The following is a 24,512-nucleotide window of genomic DNA, read 5'->3' as shown; positions in this document are numbered from 1 at the left end:
GCCGCCTTGTCCACCCGGCGCGGCGTTATGACAGCAACCGGCAGCGGTTGACGCGGGCCGTCAGTGCCGCCCTTTATGGCCCGACATGCCGATTGCCCAAGGACGGACCCGAGCCCCGTGACCCGCCTGCCCATTGACCCCATCCTGCCCGAGCTTGTGGCCGCCCTGCGCGGCCATGGCCGTGCTGTCCTGCAGGCCCCGCCAGGGGCGGGCAAGACCACGCGCGTGCCGTTGGCGCTGCTGGACGCCGGGATTGCACCAAGGCGCATCCTGATGCTGGAACCCCGCCGCCTTGCCGCGCGGGCCGCTGCCGAACGGATGGCCGAGACCCTGGGCGAACACCCCGGCCAGACCATCGGCTATCGGGTGCGCGGTGAGAGCAAAGTGGGGCCTGACACGCAGGTGGAAGTGGTGACCGAGGGCATCCTGACGCGGATGTTGCAGGACAATCCCGAACTGCCGGGCATCGGCGCGGTGATCTTCGATGAATTTCACGAACGCTCCCTCAATGCGGATCTGGGGCTTGCCCTGACATGGGAAGTGCGCGGCGCGCTGCGCGAGGATCTGCTGGTGCTGGTGATGTCCGCCACGCTGGACGCCGCACCGGTCGCCGCCCTTCTGGACGATGCCCCGGTTGTGACCTCCGAAGGCAAGGCCTACCCGGTAGAGACCCGCTGGCGCGAGGCCCCGCCCCGCAGGGAAGACCGGTTCGAGCAAACCATGGCGGGCCTCATCCAGCAGGCCCTGAGGGAAACGGATGGCGGTATTCTGGCCTTCCTGCCCGGCGAGGGCGAGATCCGACGCACCGCCGCGCTGCTGGCGGATCTGCCGGGCAATGTGGTGATGCACCAGCTGTTCGGCGCCATGCCCCTATCCGCGCAACGCGCCGCCCTGCGATCCGAGGCGAAAGGGCAGCGCAAGCTGGTGCTGGCGACGTCGATTGCCGAAACCTCGCTGACCATTCCCGATATTCGCGTGGTGGTGGATGGGGGCCGTGCCCGCCGCGCCCGGTTCGATCCCTCCTCTGGCATGTCGCGGCTGGTGACCGAAGCGGTCAGCCGGGCCGAGGCCGATCAGCGCCGGGGCCGCGCGGGGCGGGTTGCCGAAGGCGTTTGCTATCGCAACTGGACGCGGGGCGTTGAGGGGGCATTGCCCGCCTTTCCCCCCGCCGAGATCGAGGCCGCCGACCTTGCGTCGCTGGCGCTCGATCTTGCGCTTTGGGGGGCGGGGGATGGGGCAGACCTTGCCTTTCTGACGCCTCCTCCGTCAGGGGCACTGGCTGAGGCACAGGCCCTGTTGCGGGGTCTTGGCGCGCTGACCGACGCAGGCCTTGTGACGGATCACGGCAAGGCTTTGTCGCGCATGCCGCTGCACCCAAGACTGGCCCATATGCTGGCCATGGGCGGCAAGGGGACGGAGCGGCTGGCGGCCCTGCTGTCGGAGCGCGATCCGCTGCGCAACCGGGGCACGGACCTCTTGTTGCGCTTGCGCGCATTGGACAATCCCGGCGGGCTGAATGCGGACCGGGGGACGGTGACGCGCATCAAGGAAGAGGCCAGACGCCTCGCCCGTTTCGCCAAGGGGCCACAACACAGCCTCGCCGAGCAGGCCGCGCTGGCCTATCCCGACCGCATCGGGCTGCGCCGCAGGGGCGATGCGCCCCGCTATATCCTGTCCGGCGGGAAAGGCGCGGTGATGCCGGAAGGGGATGAGCTGGCCGGGCAGCGGCTGATCGTGGCCACCGATCTCGATGGCAACCCACGCGAGGCGCGCATCCGTCAGGCGGTGGTGCTCAGCGAGGGCGAGTTGCGCGGACTCTATGCCGACCGGATCACCTGGGTGCAGCGTTGCGACTGGTCGCGCAGGGACCGGCGGGTGGTGGCGCGGGAAGAGGAGCGGTTCGGCGCGTTGATCCTTCAGGACCGGATCTGGAAGGATGCCCCGCCCGAGGCGATGACAACCGCCCTGATTGCCGGCCTCCGGGATCTTGGTCTCGATGTTCTGAAATGGTCAAAATCGGCGACGCTCCTTCGGGCCAGGCTGCGGGCCTCCGGTCTTGTCGATGTCTCGGACACGGCCCTTCTGGACGGGTTGGAAACCTGGCTTGCCCCCTTCCTGACCGATCAGCACAGCGCCGCCGATCTCAAACGGCTGGACCCGGCCGAGGCACTCAAGACCCTGCTTGACTGGGATCAACAGCAGGCGCTTGACCGGCTCGCCCCTGCGCATTGGATCACGCCCATGGGCCGCAAGGCTGCGATTGATTACTCCGGCGATGCGCCTGAAGTGGCCCTGCGTCTGCAAGAGGTCTTCGGCACCACGACCCATCCGACCATCGGGCAGGACCGCCAGCCCCTGCGCATGACGTTGCTGTCGCCCGCGGGTCGCCCGGTGCAAACCACGACCGATCTTCCCGGCTTCTGGGCGGGCAGCTATGCCGATGTGCGCAAGGACATGCGCGCCCGCTATCCCAAGCATCCCTGGCCGGAGGACCCGGCACAGGCGGACCCCACGCTACGGGCCAAGCCGCGCAAAGCATGAATTCTGCGCCAACGCTGCCAAACGGGGGGTGAAGGGGGGGCGTCCCCCCTCACGGGCGGGCGAAGGCCCCCGAAGGGGGTCTGAGACCGGCCGTTCCCGGATCGACGCCGAAGGCGGCGAAATCCCTATCCAATCCGCAGCGCCCCGTCCGACATCACCGGCAACCCGGCCTGGCGCGCGGCGGGCAGGGCGCTTGGATGCACCCTCTCGGACCGGTCCTGCCCGATCCGCCGCTTGTGGCGCAGCACGAAGATCCGGCTCCAGCCGCGCATGGTCCCGACCGAGGGCGCACCCGGATCGGTCAGGTAACGGCTGCGCCAATGGGGCGGCAGGGGCAGACCGCAATGTTCCGCCTCTCCCAGCATCCAGGCCAGCGGGATATTCGCCAGCGGTCGTGCCGCCTGCCAGTCGCCAAGCTGGCCGCCCACATCGCCATGGGTGCCGCGAAACCACATCTGGATCACGTCGCCCTCGCGCCCCTCGGGCAGGGTCCACATGACGGGCGCATAGACATCGCGGGTTTCGTCCATTGCCAGCGCGTGGCGCCCGTGGCGGGTCGAGGGGCCCAACTCATGGCTGTGAAACTCATGCGCTTGCGGGGCCAGCCGCCAAAGCAAAGGCCAGCGCAGCCCGAGCGCGCGCACCGTGTCATAGACACCCACCATCTCGATCCGCACCCGGTCATGGCAGCGCGCGGCGCGGAAGGCGCGCGCCTGCTGGCTGTCCGGAGCCTCCTGGTAGAGTCCATAGAGCCGTTCCAGCGCCTCCTCGCTGATCTGGGCAGGGCGCAGCAACCCCAGTTTGTCGATGAGCCCCGCCAGTGACCTGACCGCAAAGGCCCCGCGCGAATAGCCCATCAGGAAGATGCGGTCGCCGGGGTGATAGTTGCGGGCAAGAAACAGATAGGCGCGCTTGATCTGGCGGTTGATCCCGACCCCGGCCAGCACCTCGACCGAGCGTTTGACCCCGCGCCACTGAATGCCGGGCTCGTAATACAGCATCACATTGGCCGAGGCGGGCAGTTCCGACAGCAGCCGGTAGGTCAGGCCGATATTGGTCTCCTGACCCCGGCGCAGGGTGGACATGGTGCCATCGAGCAGCACCACATGGGTGCAGGCGGGCCGAACATCCGGCAGGCGCGGTTCCTCGTTGCGAAACCCGCGCCAGAAAGACCATTTACCCCTGATCGGTGCCAATCGCGCCCTTTGCCTCCTCGATCATCTGCCAGACACGATGCGGCGTGAACGGCATATCCGCAACCCTGACCCCCACGGGCCAGAGCGCATCCTGAACCGCATTCGCCACCGCCGCCATCGCGCCGATGGTCCCCGCCTCGCCACAGCCTTTCATGCCGAGCATGTTGGTTTCGGTCTCGGTCGGTTCCGAGTGGAAGTCGAAGAACGGGAAATCGCCGGCGCGCGGCATGCCGTAATCCATGAAGCTTGCCGTCAGCAACTGCCCGTTATCATCGAAGACCACCCTTTCGTTCATCGCCTGCCCGGCCCCCTGCGCAATGCCGCCATGGATCTGCCCCTCGACCAGCATCGGGTTCATCATGTTGCCCAGATCGTCGGTCACAGTGTAGCGCTCGATGGTTAACAAACCGGTGTCGGGGTCGATCTCCACCTCCGCGATATGGCAGCCATTGGGGAAGGAGCGGCCCGCGTTGCGGATTTCCTTTTCAGCGGTCAGCAGGTCGGCGCGCCCCTCCGCCTCGGCCCGTTCGGCCAGTTCCACCAGCCCCACGACCGTGTTCGACCCCGGCGCGCGGAACACGGCCTCTTCGGGATCGAAGCGCGCACCCTCGGCGCCGATCACCTCCTCGGCGAAGGGCAGAAGTCCCTCCAGCAGCAGGTCAGAGGTCGCGTAGATGGCCGAGCCTTGTACCGTGACCGACCGCGACCCGCCAGTGCCGCCGCCCTTGGCGATCCGGTCGCTGTCACCCTGCACGATTTCGATCTGGTCGAGCGTCAGCCCCAACCTGTCGCGCAGCAGCTGTTTATAGACCGTTTCATGCCCTTGCCCTGCCGACTGCGTGCCGACATAGACCTTGGCCCCGGCCCCGGCCCCGGTCAGCGCGACCTTCGCGGTTTCCATCGGCTGGCCCAGAATGGCCTCGATGTAATAGCACAGCCCCTGACCGCGCAGCTTGCCCTTCGCGGCACTCGCGGCCCGACGTGCTTCGAATCCTGCGCTGTCGGCCTCCCGCGCGGCCCGGTCCATCGCCCGTGCGAAATCGCCCGAGTCGTAGAGCTCGCCCGCGGCGGTCTTGTATGGCATCTGGCCGGGAGCAATGAACGCCCGGCGGCGCAGCTCCATCGGGTCCACCCCCAGAACCCGCGCCGCATGGTCCATCGCGCGTTCCAGCACATAGATCGCCTCGGGCCGCCCGGCCCCGCGATAGGCGTCGACCTGAGTCGTGTTGGTGAACACCGCCTTGTTGTTCATGTAGGCCGCCTGCACGTCGTAGACCCCGGGGAAAACGTGGGAAAACAGGCGGCTCTGGATGATCTGGGCAAAGCCCGAAACATAGGCCCCCACATTCGAGACCGTGTGCAGCCGATAGCCCGTCAGCTTCAGATCCGCATCGAACCCCAGTTCCGCCGTGCAGGTCAGGTCGCGCCCGCCATTGTCCGACAGCATGGATTCCGTCCGGTCGGCCATCCAGCGCACCGGCTGGCGCAGCTGCCGCGCCGCGAAGGACAGAAGGAAATGTTCGGGGTAACGCATGGTCTTCATGCCGAAGGCCCCGCCCACATCGGGCGTGGTGACCAGAACGTCCTCAGGGTCCATCCCCAACCACCCGGATATCTCGGCCTTCTTAGTCCAAACGCCCTGTCCGTTCTCGCAGACATGCAACCGCTCGCCCTGCATCTCGGCATAGATGGCGCGGGGTTCCATGCTGGCGCACATGATGCGGTTGTCTTCGACCGTGACTTTGACCACATGGGCCGCGTCCGCCAGCGCCCTGTCCGCGGCCTCTTTGTCGCCAGCGCCCCATGAGTAGCAGAGGTTCCCGGGCGCTTCGGGGTGGATTTCCGGCCCGCCAAGGGCCACGTCCAGCTTCGGCTCCAGCTCCTCGAAATCGAGCGCCACCAGTTCCGCCGCATCCCGCGCGGCGGCCATGCTCTCAGCCACGATGAACACCACGGGTTCGCCAACGAAGCGTACCCGGCCTTCCGCCAGGATCGGGCGACGCGGGGCGGCGGCTTTGCCCCCGTCCTCGGTGTCGATCACCGTAAAGGGGATGGAATTGGCCAACCCCGCCGCCGTCAGGTCCGCCGCCGTCACCACCAGATGCACACCGGGCGCCTCGCGCGCCTCGCTCACATCCAACTCGGTAAGCTCCGCATGGGCCACCGGGCTGCGCAGCAGATAGCAATGAAGCGCCCCCTCCGGCGCGATGTCATCCACATAGCGCCCTTGCCCGGTCAGGAACCGCTGATCCTCTTCCCTCGTCACCGACTGGCTGCTTCCGAATTTCATGACCTGCTCCGACTTGCCTCGCCTTCATAGGTATCAAGCCGGTGGCAACTGTCCAGCCCACGCAATTTCACCGCAATTCCCTGCCCCGTGCCCTTGGCCTTTGCCCGCGAAGCGGATAAGTCACCACCTGACGCAAGACATGGGACATGCAGGCGATGGAAAAGACCTTTAACGCCGCCGAGGCCGAGCCGCGGATCTCCGCGAAATGGGAAGAAACGAACGCTTTTGCCGCTGGTGCCAATGCCAGCCGGGACGAGACCTTCTGCATCATGATCCCGCCGCCCAATGTGACCGGCAGCCTGCACATGGGCCATGCCTTCAACAACACGCTTCAGGATATCCTTGTGCGCTGGCACCGGATGCGGGGGTTCGACACGCTGTGGCAGCCCGGCACCGATCACGCGGGGATCGCCACGCAGATGGTGACGGAACGCGAAATGGCCGCCAATGGCGAGCCGTCGCGCCGCGAAATGGGGCGTGAGAAGTTCCTCGACCGGGTCTGGCAGCAGAAGGTCAAATCGCGCGGGACCATCATCGGGCAGCTCAAGCGCCTCGGCGCCTCCTGCGACTGGTCGCGCGAGGCCTTCACCATGGGTGGCGCAGAGGGCGATCCCGACCGTGGCAACCATGCCAATTTCCACGATGCCGTCATCAAGGTCTTCGTGGAGATGTACAACAAGGGCTTCATCTATCGCGGCAAGCGGCTGGTGAACTGGGACCCGCATTTCGAGACCGCGATTTCCGATCTGGAGGTCGAGCAGGTCGAGGTGAACGGCAAGATGTGGCGCCTGCGCTACAAGCTTGACGGGGGTGAGACCTACGAACATCCGATTGAGTTCGACGAGGAAGGCAACCCGACCGACTGGGAAACCCGCGATTACCTGACCGTCGCCACGACGCGGCCCGAAACGATGCTGGGGGATACCGGCGTGGCCGTGCACCCCGAGGACCGGCGCTATGCGCATCTGATCGGCAAGACCGTGACGCTGCCCATCTGTGGCCGGTCGATCCCGATCGTGGCCGATGAATATGCCGACCCGGACAAGGGCACCGGTGCCGTGAAAATCACGCCCGCGCATGATTTCAACGACATGGAAGTCGGCAAGCGCACCGGCCTCAGCGCCATCAACGTCATGACCACCCGCGCGGCGATGTTCCTGCGCGGCAATGACGATTTCGCGGAGGGCTGCCCGGCGGAGATGATCGGCGCGGCCATCGAACGCTATGACGGCATGGACCGCTACGAGGCCCGCGATGCCATCGTGACCGAGGCCCGCGACAATGGCTGGCTCGACGGAATCGACGAAGACCGCCACATGGTGCCTCATGGCGACCGGTCGAAGGTGGCGATCGAGCCTTACCTGACCGACCAGTGGTTTGTGGATGCCGAAAAGATCGTCGGCCCCGCTTTGGACGCCGTCCGCAAGGGCATGGCCGCGCAAGAAGCGGGCGAATTCGACGAAACCGCAGGCTACACCCGCATTCTGCCCGAACGCGACGCCAAGACCTATTACCACTGGCTGGAGAACATCGAGCCCTGGTGCATCTCGCGGCAATTGTGGTGGGGGCATCAGATTCCGGTTTGGTACGATGAAGACGGCAAGGAATACTGCGCCGCGACTGAGGACGAGGCTGTCGTCATGTCAGGTGGCAAGGCGCTGACACGGGATGAGGACGTCCTCGACACCTGGTTCTCCTCCGGTCTCTGGCCCATCGGCACGCTCGGCTGGCCCGAGGAGACTGACGCATACGCCAAGTATTTCCCGACCTCGACGCTCATCACCGGCTTCGACATCATTTTCTTCTGGGTAGCCCGGATGATGATGATGCAGCTGGCCGTGGTCGATCAGGCGCCGTTCCACACGGTCTATGTCCACGCGCTCGTGAGGGACGAGAAGGGCAAGAAGATGTCCAAGTCCCTGGGCAACGTGCTGGACCCGCTGGAACTGATTGACGAATACGGCGCCGATGCGGTGCGCTTCACGCTCGCCTCCATGGCCGCCATGGGCCGCGACCTGAAACTGTCCACCAGCCGCATCGCGGGCTATCGCAACTTCGCCACCAAGATCTGGAACGCCGCCCGTTTCGCGGAAATGAACGAGTGCAAGCCGGTGCCGGGCTTCGACCCGTCTGCCGTCACCCAGACCGTCAACCGCTGGATCGTGGGCGAGATCGCCCGCGCCCGCGTCGCCCATGACGCAGCACTCGATGCCTATCGCTTCAACGATGCGGCAAACGGGCTTTACGCCAGCGTTTGGGGTCAGGTCTGCGACTGGTACCTGGAATTCGCGAAGCCCCTCTTCGCCTCGGGCGACGAGGCCGTCATCGCGGAAACCCGTGCCACCATGGCCTGGGTCATCGACCAGTGCCTTGTGATGCTGCACCCCACCATGCCCTTCGTGACCGAAGAACTGTGGGGCCAGATCGCCGAGCGCGAAAAGCTGCTGGTCCACACCGACTGGCCCGCCTACGGCGAGGAACTGGTCGATGCCGAGGCGGATCGGGAAATGAACTGGGTCATCGGCCTCATTGAAGCCATCCGGTCCGTCCGCGCGCAGATGCATGTGCCTGCGGGTCTGAAAGTTCCGCTTCTGCAAGCCGAACTGGACGCCAAGGGGCAAGCCGCGTGGAACCGCAACGAAGCGATGATCCTGCGCCTCGCCCGTGTGGTCGGCGTTCAGGCCGTGGATGCCCTGCCCAAAGGGGCCGTCACCATCGCCGTGGAAGGCGCGGTCTTTGGCCTGCCGATTGCCGACATCATCGACGTGGACGAGGAAAAGGCGCGGTTGGAAAAGGTGCTTGGCAAGCTCGCCAAGGAACTGGGCGGGCTGCGCGGACGGCTGAACAACCCGAAATTTGCCCAAAGCGCCCCGGCAGAGGTGGTCGAGGAAACCCGCGACAACCTTGCCGCGCGTGAAGAGGAAGAGGCCAAGATCAAGGACGCGCTTGCGCGTCTGGCAGAGATCGGCTAACAGCCCGCCCTTCTGTTACAACCAGCGACGCGCGGGAAACCCTTGCGCGTCGCTTCGCTTTTGGGTTCTTCTCTTGCCATGATCGGTCCACGCTACACATCGCTCGTCCAGAGCCTCCCCGCCTCCGTCCCATTTGTGGGCCCCGAAACCCAGGAACGGGCCCGCGGTGAGGCTTTTCGCGCGCGGCTTGGCGCCAATGAAAGCGTTTTCGGTCCCTCGCCCAAGGCCAAGGCAGCCATCGCCGAAGCCGCGAATGAGGCGTGGATGTATGGCGACCCGGAATCCTACGATCTGCGCGCAGCGCTTGCGGCCCATCATGGTGTGGGCATGCAAAACATCGTGGTGGGTGAAGGGATCGACGGCCTGCTTGGCTATCTGGTGCGGCTGCTGATCAAACCTGGCGATGCGGTGGTCACTTCGGACGGGGCCTATCCGACCTTCAACTACCACGTGGCCGGGTTCGGCGGCGAGCTTCACAAGGTGCCCTATGCCGACGACCATGAAGACCCGCTGTCGCTGATCGCCAAGGCGCATGAAACGCGCGCCAAGCTGATCTATTTCGCCAATCCCGACAATCCCATGGGCAGTTGGCACGACGCGGACACCGTACAGCATCTGATCAATTCGGTGCCCGAAGGCTGCCTTCTTGTGCTGGATGAGGCTTATTGCGACAGCGCCCCTGTCGATGCGATCCCGCCGCTTGATGCCAGCGACACCCGCGTGATACGCATGCGCACCTTTTCCAAGGCTTATGGCCTTGCGGGCATGCGCGTGGGCTATGCCATTGCCGAGGCCGGGCTGATCACCGCCTTTAACAAGATCCGCAACCATTTCGGCATGAGCCGCGTGTCACAGGCCGCCGCGCTGGCGGCGTTGGAGGATCAGGATTACCTGCGTGAAACGGTGGTGCGGATTGCGGACTCCCGCGACCAGATCAGCCAGATTGCACGGGACAACGGGCTGACGCCGCTGCCGTCAGCAACCAATTTCGTGACCATCGACTGCGGTCGCGACGGGGATTTTGCCCGGTCCGTGCTTCAGGGGCTGGTGGCGCGAGGAATCTTCGTGCGCATGCCGTTCACGTCCCCACAGGATCGCTGCATCCGCGTGAGTTGCGGGCGCGACGAGGATCTTGCAGCCTTCGCAAAGGTGCTTCCCGCCGCATTGGCAGATGCGAGCGACTAGGAAAAATCTTCTGGAAGATTTTTCGGGCCAGCAAAATTCTTCCAGAAGAATTTTGGGAAGGTCTGAAGAATTTTGGTTCAAAATTCTTCTATCCCTTTGCGATGACCTCGGCTGCTGCATCAAGTCCGCCGGGTCCGTGGGGAATGCGCAACGCGGTCATGCCCGCTTGTAGCGACCCAAGCACGCCCATAACCATATGCGCATTCACGTGTCCCATATGGCCGATGCGAAAGATGCCATTGGCGTCTTCTTCCGGTGCGCCAAGCGGAATGCCAAGCGTGATCCCCGCCTGCTGCTCCAGCCAGTGGCGCAGGCGCGTGCCTGCCACGCCCCCCATGCGAACCGTCGTAACCGCGTGTGAACGTTCAGCCGGGCCAGCGATATTCAGCTCGATATCGGTGCCCGTTCCCCATGCCTCGAACGCAGCCCAGACAGCCCCTGCCAGCACCTTGTGGCGGCGCCAGACTGCCTCCAACCCTTCTTCGTGCAGGATCATGTCCAGCGCCTCGCGCAGCCCGTACAGGTGATGCGTCGGCGCGGTGCCGCAGAAATGCTGGTAGTAGAGCGCCGGGTTCGCACGCGGCCGCCAATCCCAATAGGGCGTCACGCAGTCAGCCGTTTCGCGGGCGGCATCCGCCTTGTCGTTGAAAAAGACGAAGGACATGCCCGGCGGCACCATCAGCCCTTTCTGGCAGCCCGTCACCATCACGTCGACTCCCCAGTCATCCATGTGGAATTCATCCACTGCCAGGCAGGCGATATTGTCGGAAAACAGCAGCGCCGGATGGCCGGTCTCATCCAGCACGCGCCGCAGGCCGGGAATGTCGTTTTTCACCGATGAAGCCGTATCGACCTGAACCGCCAGAACCGCTTTGATCTTGTGGCCCGTATCGGCGCGCAGAGCCTCTGCCACGCGGTCCAGATCCACCGCCGCGCGGAAGCCGAAATCGATGATCTCGGTCTCGATCCCCAATCCGCGCGCCATCTCGCCCCAGCCTTGGCAAAACCGACCGGTTCCGAGAATCAGGATTCTGTCGCCCCGTGAGAGGGTGTTGCACAGCGCCGCTTCCCACGCGCCATGGCCGTTGGCGATATAAATCGCCACCTCATGCCGGGTCCGTGCCACCTGCTTGAGATCCGCAACGATGGTTGCGGTCATGTCCACCAACTGCCCTGTATAGATGTTGGGCGCAGGACGGTGCATTGCCTGAAGCACGCGGTCGGGCATGACCGAGGGGCCGGGAATGGCGAGGTAATGACGACCGTTGGCGAGGCTCATGTCGGGACCTTTCAAGAGGGCATGTGAAAGCGGTAGCCGCCCTCGCAGGCGGGGTCAATCGGTGCTGTGATAGCGCCGTGCAAGCCGCTCCGGATCGGCCCCCATCCGGTAGCGCAGCAGGGTGCCGAGGTTGCGCGCCCCGCGCCTCACCCAGCCCTCCGCCTCGTATCGCGCTGCCGATGTCCGCGCCTCCACCGGCAACATCACAAGCCGGTCTTTCAGGGCGCGCGCGATCGCCACATCTTCCATAAGCGGCTGGTCCGGGTAGCCGCCGACCCGGTCGTATTGCGCCCGCGACAGCAGCAGCCCCTGATCGCCATAAGGCAAGCCAAGCGCCCGCGTTCGCCAGTTGGCCCATCCCGCCACGCGCCGTGCGGCGCTCGCCTCGCTGCGGAAGGCAAGGCGGAAACAGGCGGCTTTCTCGGGGTTGCGGTTCATATGGGTCAGACCTGCCTCGGCCCATCCGGGGGCCAGATGCGTGTCGGCATGCAGAAACAGCAGCCACGGGGCCGACGCCGCCTGCGCCCCGCGCGCCAGTTGCCCGCCCCGGCTGGCCGGGCCGCTGACCCAGACTGCGCCCAGTTCCCTCGCGGCCTCTGCCGTTTCATCCGTGGACCCGCCGTCAGAGATCACCAGTTCGCGCACCAGCCCCATCTCGACGCCTTCCATCAGCGCCGCAGTGGTCGCCGCCAGCAAAGGTGCTGCGTTCAGGGTGGGGATGATGATGGACAGCGGCGCAGGCATCTTGCGAAAGCCCATGGTTCAGGACGGTCTGCCGTCCTATATGACGGGGAAGACGCGAAAGGAAACGTGGATGACCGGCGAAAAGGCAGAGAATCGCACCGTATTGCGGATTGCAGGCAAGGATGCGCATCACTTCTTGCACGGGTTGGTGACGAATGACGCCCAGCCCGGTGCACTCGTCTATTCCGCGCTTCTGTCTCCCCAAGGCAAGTTTCTGGCCGATTTCTTCCTGCTCGACCGGGGCGAGGATATCCTGCTCGATGTGGCCGGTGACCATGCGCCGGGGCTGTTCCGGCGTCTCTCGATGTACAAGCTGCGTGCAGCCGTGACGATCGACGACAGCGGCTTGACGGTGGCCCGTGGCCTTGGCGAGATGCCGGAAGGCGCCTTTGCCGACCCACGCCACAAGGCCCTCGGCTGGCGGGCCTATGGGATGGAGGGCAGCGCGCCGCAGATCGACTGGGACGCCATCCGCGTGGCCCATTGCATCCCCGAAACCGGCATCGAGCTGATCCCCGAGGACAGTTATATTCTGGAGATGGGCTATGACCGGCTGCACGGGGTCGATCACCGCAAGGGTTGCTATGTGGGCCAAGAGGTTACCGCGCGGATGAAACACAAGACCACCCTGCGCAAGGGGCTGGTGACGGTGGAGATAGACGGCAGCGCCCCCGTGGGCACCCCGATCATGGCGGGCGATAAACCGGCGGGCACGCTCTTTACCCAATCGGGCGGGCGGGCCATTGCCTATCTGCGCTTCGACCGGGCAAAGGGCGACATGGTGGCGGGCGACGCGACCGTCCGTTGGTCAGAGCCGGGTCAGAACAACGCCTGAGACGATCAGCACAGCAGCGATGATCTTGCCCCGGTCCATCTTGTCCCCGAACAGCAGCCAGCCAAGCAGTACCGCAAACAGGATCGACGTTTCCCTCAGCGCCGCGACAAGCGCCAGCGGCGCCACCGTCATGGCCCAGACTGCAATGGCGTAGGCCGCAAAGCTTGCCGCAGCCGCGATCATTCCCATGACCCAATCCCGCGCGCTGGCCCGGATCACTTCGACCCCACGCAGCGCGATGGCGGCGGGGGTGTAGAAGAGCGCCGACATCATCATCAGCCAGCCCACATATTGCAGCGGATCGCCTGCCACACGCGCGCCCAACCCGTCTGCCAGCGTATAGCCCGCCGTGGCCATGGCCGAGCCAAACGCAAAGGGCAGCAGCCGCCGCGATTCCCCGTTGGTGAAAACCCCCCGCGCCATGAAGGCGATGCCGAGGCCAAGGACCAGTACGCCCACATAATCCATGACCCCCATCGGGTCCGACAGGAACAGGACACTCACCACCAGAACCATCATCGGGGCGGCCCCGCGTGCCAGCGGGTAGACGCGACTAAGATCCCCCTGTTCATAGGCAAAGGCGAGGAACAGCTGATAGGCCATGTGGATGAGCCCCGAGGCCAGCAGCCAGGGCCAGGCTTCTGCCACCGGGAACGGTTTGGTCAGGGCTACGCAAAAGCCGATGGCGGCATGTCCTACAGACAGCAGGAACATCGAGGTCTGTTTAGACAGCCCCGTCTTGATGATGGCGTTCCAGCTCGCATGCAGCAATGCCGCGCCCAGAACCGCCAGTAGAACCGTGAAGGACATTGCCTGCGACCTTGGCGGAGTGTTTCGGCGATATGACACCAGCCGGACGGGAAAGGGAAACCCAAATCCGGGGTCAGCCGGGGCTTTCTTCGCTGTCAGACAGGGGACGCGGCTCGGGCGCGCCGTACCCCTCCAGCCCCTCAACCCCCTTCGGGGTCAGCGCATAGACGCCTTTATCGACCTTCTCGAACCAGCCGTAGTGATCGTCGCGCATCAGGGTCGTGGCGCGGTCCACGCCTGTGGCATCCTTTACGTCGCGCCCGCGTGACGGGCCTTGCTTGGCCAAATGGGCGGCGCAGCGCAGGGCGTCCTGCCGGTAGGCGGTGACCAGTCCCACCCGTGTGGCGCCGCCGGTGTTGGGGTCCCCCACGCGCCGAGAAAACTCCCGCAGCAGGCGCTGGCGTTTCGGCTTCGAGATGCGCGGCGCGTAGGGCCCCGGATCGCAATGCGCCTCGACGAAGCCATCGCGCAGCCGCACCGTCAGCAGGCCAAGCCCAAGGCGGCGGCAGAGGGTCATGTTTTCCTTCAACGCCTTCTGAAACCCGCGCCCGGTCCCGCGCGGCACCGCCAGATAGACGAGGTCCGCCAGCGCCAGCCGCGCCACGCCCTGATGGAAGAGTGCCAGCGAGAAACGGGTCTTCAGCTCCACGATCACCGGATCCTCGCCCGCGCGCAGACCGACAACATCCGCGGCCCCGACCTCGGATTTCACGTCGTAGCCCTGTCCTTCTAGAAAGGCCTTCACTGGCGGGTAGAGATCGGTTTCCTTCACCATGGCGGCAGGCTATGACGGGAAACAGGGAAAGTCATCCCGGGCGGGGATGAATCGCTTGACACTGCTCGTGCAGCGCCGTATCCACCCGCCAGATTTGTAGGGGCGCTGACCGGCTCAGCGCCCTTGTCCGTTTCTGAGACCGAGGATAAGCACATGTCGCGCGTCTGCGAATTGACCGGAAAAGGCCCCATGTCTGGCAACAATGTCAGCCACGCCAACAACAAGACCAAGCGTCGGTTTCTTCCGAACCTGAACGACGTGACCCTCGGGTCCGAGGCGCTTGATCGCAGCTTCAAGCTGCGCATTTCGGCAGCGGCCCTGCGCTCCGTCGATCACCGTGGTGGTCTGGATGCGTTCCTGGCCAAGGCGAAAGACGAAGAGCTGTCGCCCAAAGCGCTGAAAATCAAGAAAGATATCGCGAAGGCACAGGCAGAAGCCTGATCTTCCCCGATCCTTTCGGCACAGTTTTGCGGCCCCCGGCATCTGTTCGGGGGCCGCGTCCTTTTTGCGCTTTGCAAGCGCCGCGACCCGTGCCTATCTAGGCCACATGAACCGTCTGCTGAATCCCGCAACCGCGCTGCTGCTTGGTCTGGTGCTTGCCATGACCTCGGTCAGCATGGCCGTGGCCCGTGGCGGGATGTCGATGTCGGGCGCAATGATTCTGTGCATCGACGCAGGCCAGCAGGTCGTGCCCCTTGGCCCCGATGGGCAGCCGATTGAGGTGACCCATGCCTGCCCCGATTGCACCATCGGCGCATTGGCCCTGACGGAACCGCAACCGCTGGACGCGCCGCAATGGCGCATGGCGCGGCTCTATGCGCGGCCCTTCACGCTGCTTATTCACGAAACCAACGTGCAAGGCGGGCAGGGGCGTGGCCCCCCATCCCTGATCTGATCCCGAATTCCCCTATTCCAATCAGATCAAGGAGACGACCGATGTCGTTCAAATCCACCCTTCTCGCGGGCGTTGCCGCCCTGTCCTTCGCCCTTCCCGCCTTTGCCGACGGTATCATGATCCACGACCCCTATGCGCGCGCCTCGGCGATGATGTCGCAATCGGGCGCGGCTTTCATGGAGATCATGAACCAGACCGACACCGATGATCGGCTGATCGCGGCACGCTCGGACGTGGCGCAGCGGGTCGAGCTGCACACGCATCAGGAAGACGCAAATGGCGTGATGCGAATGATTCACGTAGAGGAAGGCTTCGCCATTCCCGCCGGTGGCAGCCACGCCCTGGCGCGCGGCGGTGACCATGTCATGTTCCTCGGCCTCAACCAGCCCTTCGAACATGGTGATGAGATCGAGGTGACCCTGGTCTTCGAACAGGCCGGTGAAATGACCGTGACCATCCCGATCGACCTGGAACGCAACCCGATGCGCCAGCAGATGCAGGGGCATGGCCAGATGAACCACGGCAACATGGGCAACGCCGCCTCTGACTAAGCCCTTGGGATAGGGCCGCGACGGTGCTGTCCCTCCCATAGCGGCCCTTGGCGGCGCGCCGCAGGTTCCATCCGGCGCGCCGTCCCAATTGAAACCCTATTGCATCAGCGCAATCGCGGCGGCCTGCGCCTCGGCATATCCGTCAAGACTGACCGTATGGGCAGAGCCGTCTGGAAAGACTGCGCCACCCGAAATGAACTCGGCCGATGCGTCGGGACCGGCATAGGTCAGCAATACCTCTTCAGCGCCGAAACCTTCGCCCTCCCGCATCATGCCATCGCCGGGAACATGCCCGCGTCGCGTATAGGCGAAGTAGCCGAACGGATTGACGAACACGATCAGCCCATAGCGATCCTCAACGGCGCAATCGCGCGGATAGGACCAGCTGCCAGTGCCCACGGGCGTACACAGAACGCGCCAGTCACCATGTACCGAGATCACGCGATAGGGGGTCAGGTCATAGCTTTCCAGACCGGCCTGCGCATGGACCGCCGTACCGTGGGCGGCGAATAGCAGGCAAAGAGCGAGGATGGAGTGGCGTTGCATGGGAAGTCCTTTACGCATCTCAATACGTGTTTATTATACACTATATTGAGTGCGCAATCAAACCGCCTCACCGGCTTGTGAACGGGTCACTATGCCAGCATCTCAGCCACCCAGTTCGGCACTGTGTCGGTGGCTGGCCCCGCGATCACCCGGTCGAACAGCCCCGGCACGCGCGATGGCTCCAGGTTGATTTCCAGCGTCTCGGCCCCGGCGGCCTGCGCCTCCTGCACGAATCCGGCGGCGGGATAGACCTCGCCCGAGGTGCCGATGGAAACGAACAGGTCGGCCTGCCACAACGCCTCGGCGATCTGGTCCATGTGATAGGGGATTTCGCCGAACCAGACGATATCGGGGCGCGTGCGCGGCGCGGCGCAGGCGGGGCAGGGGGCGTCGGGGTCCATCGCCCGTGGCGCGGGCCAGCGATGGTCACAGGCCGCACACAGCGCCCCGGCAAGCGCTCCATGCATATGCAGCACATTGCGGCTGCCCGCGCGTTCATGCAGGTCATCCACGTTCTGGGTGACGATCAGCAGCTCGCCCGCCCTCTCCCGTTCCAGCCGGGCCAGCGCTTCATGGGCGGCATTCGGGCTTGCATCCAGCGCATTGGCGCGGCGGGCATTGTAGAAGTCATGCACCAGCCGGGGATTGCGGGCAAAGCCCTCGGGCGTGGCGACCTCGTTCAAATCGTAGCGCGTCCAAAGCCCGTCCTTGTCGCGAAAGGTGCCAAGCCCGCTTTCCGCAGAAATCCCCGCGCCGGTCAGGATGACAATGCGTTCCATTCAGCCCCCTTCCGTGGCATCAAGGGGGCGCAACGAAGGAGCCCCCATGGCCAAGTCTATCCTCTGTGTCTGTCTGGGCAATATCTGCCGCTCACCCACCGGTGAAGCACTCTTGCGCGCGGCATTGCCTGATGCACATATCGACAGCGCCGGAACCGCAGGCTGGCATGTGGGCAAGCCGCCCTATGGCCCGATGCAGGCGGCCGCGCGGGCACGGGGCTATGACCTGTCCACACTACGCGCCCGGCAGGTCACAGCCGACGATTTCCACCGCTTCGACCTGATCCTTGCGATGGACAGCAGCAATCTGGAGGATCTGCAAGCGATCCGGCCAGCGGATGCCACGGCAGAGCTGTCACTCTACCTTTCCATGCTGGACGACGCCCCGACCGACGTGCCCGACCCGTACTACACGCGGGACTTCGATGGAGCGTTAATTTTGATCGAACGAGCCGCGCTGGCCTGGGCTGCAAAGCTGGCCTGATCTCAGCCGCACATCTGTTCGGCGGTTTCCCCGAAGGCCCTGTACCGGTCCCAGAATGCCTCGTCCCGGTGGTTGTCGGACATCCGCAATTCTTCCGCTTCGTCCGGGTCGTCAAACAGACGCGCGGCGCGGCGCTGTTCACCGAAATTCAGGGTCTGGCGCGCGGCGCTGCCGATACAGGCGCAAAGCGACGGGTTCGCCGCCGTGCGGCCCGATGTCATACAGGCGCGTTCCACCGGGCTTGCCTCCAGAGGAGCGCCCACAACCATAAACGTGATCAGAAATGCTGAGAATGTCTTGCGCATCGCCCTGCCTCGCTTGCCCCATGCAAGGGGTTGCCCCCCCCCATTTGCAAGGTAATCTGCCGAAAATACCCCCGCAGCGCAATCTCCCGGCGCGCAACGGGGGCAAAATGGGCGGAAAATGGCAGAGGTCAGGCGGCAGGGCGCTGCTGCATGCGGCTCAGAACGATATCGTCGGCCACTTTATGCGGTGCCAGCCCGCGCGTGGTGGCCTGAGTCAGGATCGCGTCAAGCGTCGCTTCGGCCTCGGCCAACTTGTCGGTGACAAAGCCTTCCCGGTCCCGGATCTGCAGGATCTCGGTCGCCACGTTGATGATGCCGCCCGCATTGGCCACATAATCCGGCGCATAGAGGATGCCGCGCCTGTGCAGCGTGTCGCCATCCGCAGGGGTTGCCAGCTGGTTATTGGCCCCACCCGCCACGGCCTGAACGCGCAGCGCCGGAATGGTTTCAGCGTTCAGGATGCCGCCAATGGCGCAGGGGGCGAGGATATCGGCCTCCACCTGCAGGATCTTGTCCACCGGGGCAACAGCCGCATTGAACACGTCCGCCGCTTTGGCGCAGCGTGCCGGGTCGATATCGGCCACGATCAGCAACGCTCCGGCATCATGCAGCATCTCGGCCAGATACCAGCCCACATGCCCAAGGCCCTGCACCGCCACCTTGCGCCCGGTCAGGTCGCCCGATCCGAACCGGTGCCGCGCGGCGCAACGGATCGCGTTGAAGATGCCGCGCGCGGTGATGGGCGAGGGGTCGCCGCTGGCAAAATCCCCGTCCGGCAGGCCCGCGACAAACTCCGTCCCGCGCGCGATCACCGCCATATCGGCAGGGCTCATCCCCATGTCTTCCGCCGTCCAGTAGCGCCCTTTCAGCGCCGCGATGGCACCGGCGAACCCCGCCAGCAAAGCCTCGGATTTCAGCACAGCCGGATCGCCCATGATCACCGCCTTGCCGCCGCCCAGGGGCAGACCAGCAGCAGCATTCTTGAAAGTCATCCCATGGCTCAGCCGCAGCGCATCGGTCAGCGCCGCCTCTTCGCTGGCATAGGGCTTCATCCGCAAGCCGCCCGCCGCCGGGCCCAACTGGGTGGAGTGGATGGCGATAAAGCCCACAAGCCCGGTCGCCTCGTCTGAAACGCGCAAGACCTCTTCATGGCTGGGTGTCGGCAGGGTGGTGATCTGCATGGGGTGTCCTCCTCTTTGAGGGGGAGGATATCGTCAGATCAGGGGGGATTGACGCCAAATATCCGTTCCATGAGCCCGATGATTGGTGATATTCTCTGTCATCACCCCCTGATTCGAAGGATTCACGCGGATGGACGACCTCGACCGCAAGATCGTCACCACCCTGCAACGCGATGGCCGCCTGCCGGTCACCGATCTGGCCGAACGTGTGGGCCTCTCCCCCACCCCCTGCGCCCGCCGCATGGCAAGGATGGAGGCCGAGGGCATCATCACCGGCTATGCCGCCCGCGTCAGCCCGGAAAAACTGGGCTACCCCATCACCGTCTTCGTCTTCGCCGAACTGGAACGCCAGAGCCGCGACGCGCTGGAAGGGTTCGAACGCGCCATCCGCCGCTTCCCCGAGGTGCTGGAATGCCACCTGATGACCGGCAGCCGCGACATCCTGCTGAAAATCGCCGCCCGCGACCTGCGCAGTTTCGACAGCTTCCTCGAACACAACCTGATGAGCGTCCCCGGCATCCGCTCCACCCGCACCAGCTTTTCGCTGCGCGCGATGGTGGATCGGGAGATCAGCGCAGCGTCTTCGCTTGGACGCTGACGGGGCTTTGCTCGAAACCGACTACCTTGTGATCCGGGCAATCCTCCGGGCAGCCAGTGCCGCACCACCGACGGGCTCCCATTCGCCGCTTTCGATCCCGGTGGCGATGCGAAGCGTCACTGGCCATGAGGGCTGGCGCCCGTTCAGCAAGCCTTCATACCAATCGACCCAGAAGCCCCAGGTTTCCGGCTCTTTCCCGAAATGCGCCTTGCCCACCTCCCAGAGGTCCAGCAGCTCTGGCAGCGCCGGAAGATCGCTGGACCAAAGCGGTGGCCAGTCCTGTTCGGGGTCGTTAGCGTCGTTGGTGGCGGCGGCGTAGATCACCGATGACGCGGCCTCAGCGCGGGCGTCTATCTCGTCCGGTGGACACCCCGCCCGTTCGGCCAGCACAGAGACGGCTTTGGAAATCGCACGGGCCGAGTTGCTGACGGCCGTGCCCGACGCCCGCCGGAAACTCTCCAGAACGCCCGATACGGCATCAAGGGTTGCCGTCATGGCCTGTTCCGCCGCGCGATCCCCGTCGGCTGTCGCAGGATCGAACCCGCTCGCCGCTTCGCCAGACCAGTGTTCGAGGGCTGCCGAGACAATATCCAACTCTTGTCCGGTCTTGACTGCGCCCTGCGTGTCCCGTGCTGCGGCAGCCGATGACAAGGCCAGCCCGAAGAGCGTGGGCAGGGCGATCACCTCTCTCATGTTGAAAGCGTCCGGGTCGTTTGCGTAAGCCGCGTCCCGGCAGAGGAAAATGGCGGGAAAGGCCCGCAACGCCGCGCGTGCCCCCACATAGCTGCGTTTTTCCACCGGTTGAGACTTGGCCCAGTCCTTGGCACCCCGTGCGTCGAAAATCTTGTCCATATCAAACCACCAGAACTCTCATCACAAAGCCCAATCATGGCCGGCCATGGCCGCGATGGCAAATTCCCTGTCGTGGCCCGCCGCGCACACAAGTTGCGCCTTGATCCCAAACCGGTGCGAAAATTGGATGACTGTCTTTGAAACTTTGCCATTGAGAGAAGGGTGAAGCTGTCTGACACCTACCGGTCACAGGCGATTTCTCTGCCCAACAGACCCCATTGACCAAACCCCAAATCCCGCTCATATCCCACCATCATGACCGACCTTGATCTCATCCGCAATTTCTCCATCGTGGCCCATATCGACCACGGCAAATCCACCCTTGCCGACCGGCTGATCCAGCTGACCGGGACGGTGGCCGAACGCGATATGCAGGCGCAGTTGCTCGACAGCATGGATATCGAGCGCGAGCGCGGGATCACCATCAAGGCCAACACCGTGCGCATCGAGTATCCGGCCAAGGACGGCAAGACCTATGTGCTGAACCTGATCGACACCCCCGGCCATGTGGACTTCGCCTATGAGGTCAGCCGGTCGATGCAGGCCGTGGAAGGCTCGCTTCTGGTCGTCGATGCCAGCCAGGGGGTCGAGGCGCAGACGCTCGCCAATGTTTACCAGGCCATCGACGCGGATCACGAGATCGTGCCGGTCCTCAACAAGGTCGACCTGCCCGCCGCCGAACCCGAGCGCGTGGCCGAACAGATCGAGGATGTGATCGGCATCGACGCCTCTGACGCCGTCCTCATCTCCGCCAAGACCGGCATCGGCATCCCCGAGGTGCTGGAGGCCATCGTCACCCGCCTGCCGGCCCCCAAGGGCGACCGCGACGCGCCCCTCAAGGCGATGCTGGTGGACAGCTACTACGATGCCTATCTCGGCGTCGTCGTCATCATCCGCGTCATCGACGGGGTGATCCGCAAGGGCGACCGCATCAAGATGATGAAAACCGGCGGGCGCTACCCCGTCGACCGGCTCGGCGTCTTCCGCCCCAAGATGCAGGACATCAAGGAACTGGGCCCGGGCGAGATCGGCTTCCTCACCGCCTCGATCAAGCAGGTGCGCGACACCCGCGTGGGCGACACCATCACCCATGAAAAGGGCGGTACCGACACCGCGCTGCCCGGCTTCAAACCGGCGCAACCCGTGGTCTTCTGCGGCCTCTTCCCCGTCGACTCCGCCGAATTCGAGGACCTGCGCGACGCGATCGAGAAACTGGCGCTCAACGACGCCTCCTTCAGCTTCGAGATGGAAACCTCCGCAGCCCTCGGCTTCGGCTTCCGCTGCGGGTTCCTCGGCCTGTTGCACCTCGAGGTCATCCGCGACCGCATCGAACGCGAATACGATATCGAGCTGATCACCACCGCGCCCTCCGTGGTCTACCATGTCCACATGAAGGACGGCACGGTGCAGGAGCTTCACAACCCCGCCGACATGCCCGACCTGACCTATGTCGACCATATCGAGGAACCGCGGATCAAGGCGACCATCCTTGTGCCCGACGACTATCTCGGCGACGTGCTGAAGCTCTGCCAGGACCGGCGCGGCATCCAGCTTGACCTGACCTATGCGGGGTCCCGCGCGATGGTGGTCTATGACCTGCCGCTGAACGAGGTCGTCTTCGACTTCTACGACCGGCTGAAATCGGTGACCAAGGGCTATGCCTCCTTCGACTACCAGATGGAGGGCTACCGGCAGGATCACCTGGTCAAGATGTCGGTGCTGGTGAACGAGGAACCGGTCGACGCGCTGTCGATGATGGTCCACCGCGACCGGGCCGAACAGCGCGGCCGCGCCATGTGCGAAAAGCTGAAAGAGCTCATCCCCCGCCACATGTTCAAGATCCCGATCCAGGCCGCCATCGGGGGCCGCGTGATCGCGCGAGAGACGCTGTCGGCCATGCGCAAGGACGTGACCGCCAAATGCTACGGCGGCGACGCCACCCGGAAGCGGAAATTGCTGGACAAGCAGAAAGCAGGCAAGAAGAAGATGCGCCAGTTCGGGAAGGTGGAGATCCCGCAGTCGGCGTTTATCAATGCGTTGAAGATGGATAGCTAGTAGCCATCCACTCTGATTTGCAGAAGGCGGATGAGGTGCTGGACTAAAGCGACTTGTGCGCTTAGAATTCCATGAGCGCACACCGTCGAAAGCTGGGCAACTATACTCACTTTTGGCGGTTATGTCGGCTTTCAAGATGGATGATTGAGTACTTGAAGACTAAAAATGTATTTGTCGCGGGCGGAATGCCATCTGTCACTTATGTGGACCGCGTAGCCCTGGATCTTGAAAAGAAGCTCAGAACAGAAATTCGAGATGGCTACAAAGTTATTTGTGTCACTGGGCCAACTAAATCTGGTAAGACAGTACTAACTAGGCACGTTCTTGGCCGCGATAGCTCAGCGTTAGTCAATGGCGGGCAAGTGGCCAGCTCGGAGGAATTCTGGAGTCTTCTTCTCCAAGACCTTAGGCTCCCGGAGAGCGAGACGGAAACTGGATCAGAACAAGCTTCTATCGGAATACGCTATCTGGTTTCGGCCCAAGCGAAGGCTAGTGAAGGTGTAACGCAAACTTTCAACAACAATAACAAAAAGACAATGTTGGAATTCATGCGAGATAACGATCTCGCGCTTGTTGTCGACGACTTTCATTATATGCCGACTAATGTCCAACGCGAAGTGATCCGTTCACTGAAATCCGAGATATTTGAGGGCCTCGTGGCAATTCTCATTGCTGTTCCCCATCGAGCGTTTGACGCGATCGGCGTCGAACGTGAAATGGAGGGTCGTTTCGCACACGTTGAGATTCCGGCATGGTTCGTTTCTGAGCTCAAAGAAATTCCTCAAAAAGGATTCCCTAACCTCGGGATGCAGGTTTCCTCGTCAGCAGTAGAGGAGTTTGCCGAGGAGTCGAACGGTAGCCCTCTGTTGATGCAGCGGTTTTGTAGCCGACTATGTCATCATTACAACATAGAGGAGACCCTCAGCGATCCGAAGGAGTTCAACCCCTCCAGTAACGCAGTGGAGGAGATATTCAGGGATGTGGCGAGCCAGTTCGGTTTTCCTACTTTCGAGAAGTTAGCAAAGGGTCCACAATCTCGATCCAAGAGGATCGATCGGAGGCAAATTTCTAATGAGAAAGCCTTGGATATATATCAAGCTGTTCTGCGAGCAATCGCCAACACTGGTCCGAAAGAAAAAATTCACTACAACGACATTCGTGATGAGCTGAGAAAAATTCTTGTAGATTCCGATGTGCCGCAGAAACACGAAGTATCGTCTGCGTTGGGCCACATGTCCGGAATAGCTAAGGACGAAATTCAGGGTGAGCCTGTTTTGGAGTGGTCCGATGATTTCCTCTATCTAACCGATCCGTTCCTTATGTTTTATATGAGATGGAGCCAAAGAAGTTCAGGGTTGGGGTGAAACCGGCGTCTTCTCCGACCCTGACCCAAATCAAAGCCCCCCGCCGCCCCACCGGTTAGGACATCCCCCATGTCCTATCTCCTCCTCCTCCTCCACCTCTTCATCAGCGCCACCCTAGCGGGCGTGTTCCTCGTCATCCTTCTGGTGGCGGGGTGGGTCGGGGTCTGGCCGATCACTGGGGCCGTCGTGGCGGGTGTCCTGCTGGCCTTCCCCGTCGCAATCTTCGTCGCCCGCGCGATGCAGGGGCGGTGATCTGTCTGCACAGGGGGTGTACG

Annotated in this window: 23 protein-coding genes; 12 read left to right on the top strand and 11 right to left on the bottom strand. The window is 63.8% G+C overall.

All coding sequences use genetic code 11. The annotated features are described in order from the left end of the window. Positions 1 to 75 precede the first annotated feature (75 nt). A complete protein-coding gene (hrpB, locus tag RBB16_RS08215; RefSeq protein ID WP_306045702.1) occupies positions 76 to 2,541 on the top strand; it encodes an ATP-dependent helicase HrpB in 2,466 nt (821 codons plus the stop codon). Between the two features lie 125 nt (positions 2,542 to 2,666). On the opposite strand, the gene RBB16_RS08210 is transcribed toward hrpB, so the two are convergent. Then, entirely contained in the window at positions 2,667 to 3,737 is a 1,071-nt protein-coding gene (locus RBB16_RS08210; protein WP_306045701.1) for a DUF2235 domain-containing protein, read from the bottom strand. Continuing rightward, complete coding sequence (locus tag RBB16_RS08205) at positions 3,718 to 6,027, bottom strand: xanthine dehydrogenase family protein molybdopterin-binding subunit (protein WP_306045700.1); 2,310 nt, start codon at positions 6,025 to 6,027, stop codon at positions 3,718 to 3,720. Before RBB16_RS08205 ends, RBB16_RS08210 begins: the two co-directional genes overlap by 20 nt. A gap of 155 nt (positions 6,028 to 6,182) precedes the next feature. Here RBB16_RS08205 and RBB16_RS08200 point away from each other — a divergent pair, with 155 nt between their 5' ends. Beyond that, positions 6,183 to 8,999, top strand: coding sequence for a valine--tRNA ligase (locus RBB16_RS08200; protein ID WP_306045699.1), 2,817 nt, complete (start codon positions 6,183 to 6,185; stop codon positions 8,997 to 8,999). A 78-nt stretch (positions 9,000 to 9,077) separates the two neighbouring features. Further along, complete coding sequence (locus RBB16_RS08195) at positions 9,078 to 10,184, top strand: pyridoxal phosphate-dependent aminotransferase (RefSeq protein ID WP_306045698.1); 1,107 nt, start codon at positions 9,078 to 9,080, stop codon at positions 10,182 to 10,184. Positions 10,185 to 10,272: 88 nt separating this feature from the next. Here the strand turns inward: RBB16_RS08195 and RBB16_RS08190 are convergent, their stop codons facing one another. Further along, complete coding sequence (locus tag RBB16_RS08190) at positions 10,273 to 11,463, bottom strand: alanine--glyoxylate aminotransferase family protein (RefSeq protein WP_306045697.1); 1,191 nt, start codon at positions 11,461 to 11,463, stop codon at positions 10,273 to 10,275. A 54-nt stretch (positions 11,464 to 11,517) separates the two neighbouring features. After that, positions 11,518 to 12,207, bottom strand: a complete 690-nt coding sequence (locus tag RBB16_RS08185) for a TIGR04283 family arsenosugar biosynthesis glycosyltransferase (RefSeq protein WP_306045696.1) — start codon at positions 12,205 to 12,207, stop codon at positions 11,518 to 11,520. A gap of 70 nt (positions 12,208 to 12,277) precedes the next feature. On the opposite strand from RBB16_RS08185, the gene RBB16_RS08180 reads away from it, so the two are divergent. Next, positions 12,278 to 13,042, top strand: a complete 765-nt coding sequence (locus RBB16_RS08180) for a folate-binding protein (protein ID WP_306045695.1) — start codon at positions 12,278 to 12,280, stop codon at positions 13,040 to 13,042. On the opposite strand, the gene RBB16_RS08175 is transcribed toward RBB16_RS08180, so the two are convergent. Then, the gene (locus tag RBB16_RS08175; protein ID WP_306045694.1) at positions 13,016 to 13,852 is read right to left on the bottom strand and encodes a DMT family transporter; all 837 of its coding nucleotides are present in this window, start codon (positions 13,850 to 13,852) and stop codon (positions 13,016 to 13,018) included. The two genes, RBB16_RS08180 and RBB16_RS08175, sit on opposite strands and share 27 nt — an antisense overlap. Positions 13,853 to 13,925: 73 nt before the next feature. After that, the gene (locus RBB16_RS08170; RefSeq protein ID WP_306045693.1) at positions 13,926 to 14,627 is read right to left on the bottom strand and encodes a DUF2161 domain-containing phosphodiesterase; all 702 of its coding nucleotides are present in this window, start codon (positions 14,625 to 14,627) and stop codon (positions 13,926 to 13,928) included. 153 nt (positions 14,628 to 14,780) lie between these two features. Between RBB16_RS08170 and rpmB the strand changes: the two genes are divergently transcribed. The 3 genes from rpmB (at position 14,781) to RBB16_RS08155 (ending at position 16,073) form a co-directional block, all read left to right on the top strand. After that, positions 14,781 to 15,068: a 50S ribosomal protein L28 gene (gene rpmB, locus RBB16_RS08165; RefSeq protein ID WP_071690964.1), complete on the top strand. Its 288-nt coding sequence runs from the start codon at positions 14,781 to 14,783 to the stop codon at positions 15,066 to 15,068. A 106-nt stretch (positions 15,069 to 15,174) separates the two neighbouring features. Continuing rightward, entirely contained in the window at positions 15,175 to 15,522 is a 348-nt protein-coding gene (locus RBB16_RS08160; protein ID WP_306045692.1) for a hypothetical protein, read from the top strand. 41 nt (positions 15,523 to 15,563) lie between these two features. Further along, positions 15,564 to 16,073, top strand: a complete 510-nt coding sequence (locus RBB16_RS08155; protein WP_306045691.1) for a copper chaperone PCu(A)C — start codon at positions 15,564 to 15,566, stop codon at positions 16,071 to 16,073. A 96-nt stretch (positions 16,074 to 16,169) separates the two neighbouring features. On the opposite strand, the gene RBB16_RS08150 is transcribed toward RBB16_RS08155, so the two are convergent. Further along, a complete protein-coding gene (locus RBB16_RS08150) occupies positions 16,170 to 16,619 on the bottom strand; it encodes a hypothetical protein (protein ID WP_306045690.1) in 450 nt (149 codons plus the stop codon). 89 nt (positions 16,620 to 16,708) lie between these two features. After that, complete coding sequence (locus RBB16_RS08145; protein WP_306045689.1) at positions 16,709 to 17,398, bottom strand: NAD-dependent deacylase; 690 nt, start codon at positions 17,396 to 17,398, stop codon at positions 16,709 to 16,711. A 46-nt stretch (positions 17,399 to 17,444) separates the two neighbouring features. Here RBB16_RS08145 and RBB16_RS08140 point away from each other — a divergent pair, with 46 nt between their 5' ends. After that, positions 17,445 to 17,882: a low molecular weight protein-tyrosine-phosphatase gene (locus RBB16_RS08140; RefSeq protein ID WP_306045688.1), complete on the top strand. Its 438-nt coding sequence runs from the start codon at positions 17,445 to 17,447 to the stop codon at positions 17,880 to 17,882. 2 nt (positions 17,883 to 17,884) lie between these two features. Here the strand turns inward: RBB16_RS08140 and RBB16_RS08135 are convergent, their stop codons facing one another. Continuing rightward, positions 17,885 to 18,187, bottom strand: a complete 303-nt coding sequence (locus tag RBB16_RS08135) for a hypothetical protein (RefSeq protein ID WP_306045687.1) — start codon at positions 18,185 to 18,187, stop codon at positions 17,885 to 17,887. 128 nt (positions 18,188 to 18,315) lie between these two features. Next, on the bottom strand, positions 18,316 to 19,368 hold the full coding sequence (locus RBB16_RS08130) for a Glu/Leu/Phe/Val dehydrogenase (RefSeq protein ID WP_306045686.1): 1,053 nt from the start codon (positions 19,366 to 19,368) through the stop codon (positions 18,316 to 18,318). 130 nt (positions 19,369 to 19,498) lie between these two features. Between RBB16_RS08130 and RBB16_RS08125 the strand changes: the two genes are divergently transcribed. Further along, complete coding sequence (locus tag RBB16_RS08125; RefSeq protein ID WP_306045685.1) at positions 19,499 to 19,966, top strand: Lrp/AsnC family transcriptional regulator; 468 nt, start codon at positions 19,499 to 19,501, stop codon at positions 19,964 to 19,966. Between the two features lie 21 nt (positions 19,967 to 19,987). On the opposite strand, the gene RBB16_RS08120 is transcribed toward RBB16_RS08125, so the two are convergent. After that, positions 19,988 to 20,818: a hypothetical protein gene (locus tag RBB16_RS08120; protein ID WP_306045684.1), complete on the bottom strand. Its 831-nt coding sequence runs from the start codon at positions 20,816 to 20,818 to the stop codon at positions 19,988 to 19,990. 255 nt (positions 20,819 to 21,073) lie between these two features. On the opposite strand from RBB16_RS08120, the gene lepA reads away from it, so the two are divergent. From lepA to RBB16_RS08105, 3 genes are all read left to right on the top strand, one after another. Beyond that, positions 21,074 to 22,873 carry a translation elongation factor 4 gene (lepA, locus tag RBB16_RS08115; RefSeq protein ID WP_306045683.1) on the top strand — a complete coding sequence of 600 codons (1,800 nt, stop codon included), beginning with the start codon at positions 21,074 to 21,076 and terminating at the stop codon, positions 22,871 to 22,873. A gap of 140 nt (positions 22,874 to 23,013) precedes the next feature. Further along, complete coding sequence (locus RBB16_RS08110; RefSeq protein ID WP_306045682.1) at positions 23,014 to 24,237, top strand: hypothetical protein; 1,224 nt, start codon at positions 23,014 to 23,016, stop codon at positions 24,235 to 24,237. Positions 24,238 to 24,306: 69 nt separating this feature from the next. Further along, a complete protein-coding gene (locus tag RBB16_RS08105; protein WP_306045681.1) occupies positions 24,307 to 24,489 on the top strand; it encodes a CTP synthetase in 183 nt (60 codons plus the stop codon). The last annotated feature ends 23 nt before the right edge of the window (positions 24,490 to 24,512 follow it).

It is taken from the genome of Nioella sp. MMSF_3534 (assembly GCF_030732985.1).
GTDB lineage: Bacteria > Pseudomonadota > Alphaproteobacteria > Rhodobacterales > Rhodobacteraceae > Nioella.
This window is presented reverse-complemented; position numbering and strand designations above follow the sequence as displayed.

Excerpts from the sequence above, each read along its gene's own strand:
- hrpB (WP_306045702.1), top strand. The coding sequence starts at position 76 with ATGGCCCGACATGCCGATTGCCCAAGGACGGACCCGAGCCCCGTGACC.
- RBB16_RS08205 (WP_306045700.1), bottom strand. The coding sequence starts at position 6,027 with ATGAAATTCGGAAGCAGCCAGTCGGTGACGAGGGAAGAGGATCAGCGG.
- RBB16_RS08200 (WP_306045699.1), top strand. The coding sequence starts at position 6,183 with ATGGAAAAGACCTTTAACGCCGCCGAGGCCGAGCCGCGGATCTCCGCG.
- RBB16_RS08195 (WP_306045698.1), top strand. The coding sequence starts at position 9,078 with ATGATCGGTCCACGCTACACATCGCTCGTCCAGAGCCTCCCCGCCTCC.
- RBB16_RS08190 (WP_306045697.1), bottom strand. The coding sequence starts at position 11,463 with ATGAGCCTCGCCAACGGTCGTCATTACCTCGCCATTCCCGGCCCCTCG.
- RBB16_RS08185 (WP_306045696.1), bottom strand. The coding sequence starts at position 12,207 with ATGCCTGCGCCGCTGTCCATCATCATCCCCACCCTGAACGCAGCACCT.
- RBB16_RS08180 (WP_306045695.1), top strand. The coding sequence starts at position 12,278 with ATGACCGGCGAAAAGGCAGAGAATCGCACCGTATTGCGGATTGCAGGC.
- RBB16_RS08175 (WP_306045694.1), bottom strand. The coding sequence starts at position 13,852 with ATGTCCTTCACGGTTCTACTGGCGGTTCTGGGCGCGGCATTGCTGCAT.
- RBB16_RS08170 (WP_306045693.1), bottom strand. The coding sequence starts at position 14,627 with ATGGTGAAGGAAACCGATCTCTACCCGCCAGTGAAGGCCTTTCTAGAA.
- rpmB (WP_071690964.1), top strand. The coding sequence starts at position 14,781 with ATGTCGCGCGTCTGCGAATTGACCGGAAAAGGCCCCATGTCTGGCAAC.
- RBB16_RS08160 (WP_306045692.1), top strand. The coding sequence starts at position 15,175 with ATGAACCGTCTGCTGAATCCCGCAACCGCGCTGCTGCTTGGTCTGGTG.
- RBB16_RS08155 (WP_306045691.1), top strand. The coding sequence starts at position 15,564 with ATGTCGTTCAAATCCACCCTTCTCGCGGGCGTTGCCGCCCTGTCCTTC.
- RBB16_RS08150 (WP_306045690.1), bottom strand. The coding sequence starts at position 16,619 with ATGCAACGCCACTCCATCCTCGCTCTTTGCCTGCTATTCGCCGCCCAC.
- RBB16_RS08145 (WP_306045689.1), bottom strand. The coding sequence starts at position 17,398 with ATGGAACGCATTGTCATCCTGACCGGCGCGGGGATTTCTGCGGAAAGC.
- RBB16_RS08140 (WP_306045688.1), top strand. The coding sequence starts at position 17,445 with ATGGCCAAGTCTATCCTCTGTGTCTGTCTGGGCAATATCTGCCGCTCA.
- RBB16_RS08135 (WP_306045687.1), bottom strand. The coding sequence starts at position 18,187 with ATGCGCAAGACATTCTCAGCATTTCTGATCACGTTTATGGTTGTGGGC.
- RBB16_RS08130 (WP_306045686.1), bottom strand. The coding sequence starts at position 19,368 with ATGCAGATCACCACCCTGCCGACACCCAGCCATGAAGAGGTCTTGCGC.
- RBB16_RS08125 (WP_306045685.1), top strand. The coding sequence starts at position 19,499 with ATGGACGACCTCGACCGCAAGATCGTCACCACCCTGCAACGCGATGGC.
- RBB16_RS08120 (WP_306045684.1), bottom strand. The coding sequence starts at position 20,818 with ATGGACAAGATTTTCGACGCACGGGGTGCCAAGGACTGGGCCAAGTCT.
- lepA (WP_306045683.1), top strand. The coding sequence starts at position 21,074 with ATGACCGACCTTGATCTCATCCGCAATTTCTCCATCGTGGCCCATATC.
- RBB16_RS08110 (WP_306045682.1), top strand. The coding sequence starts at position 23,014 with ATGATTGAGTACTTGAAGACTAAAAATGTATTTGTCGCGGGCGGAATG.
- RBB16_RS08105 (WP_306045681.1), top strand. The coding sequence starts at position 24,307 with ATGTCCTATCTCCTCCTCCTCCTCCACCTCTTCATCAGCGCCACCCTA.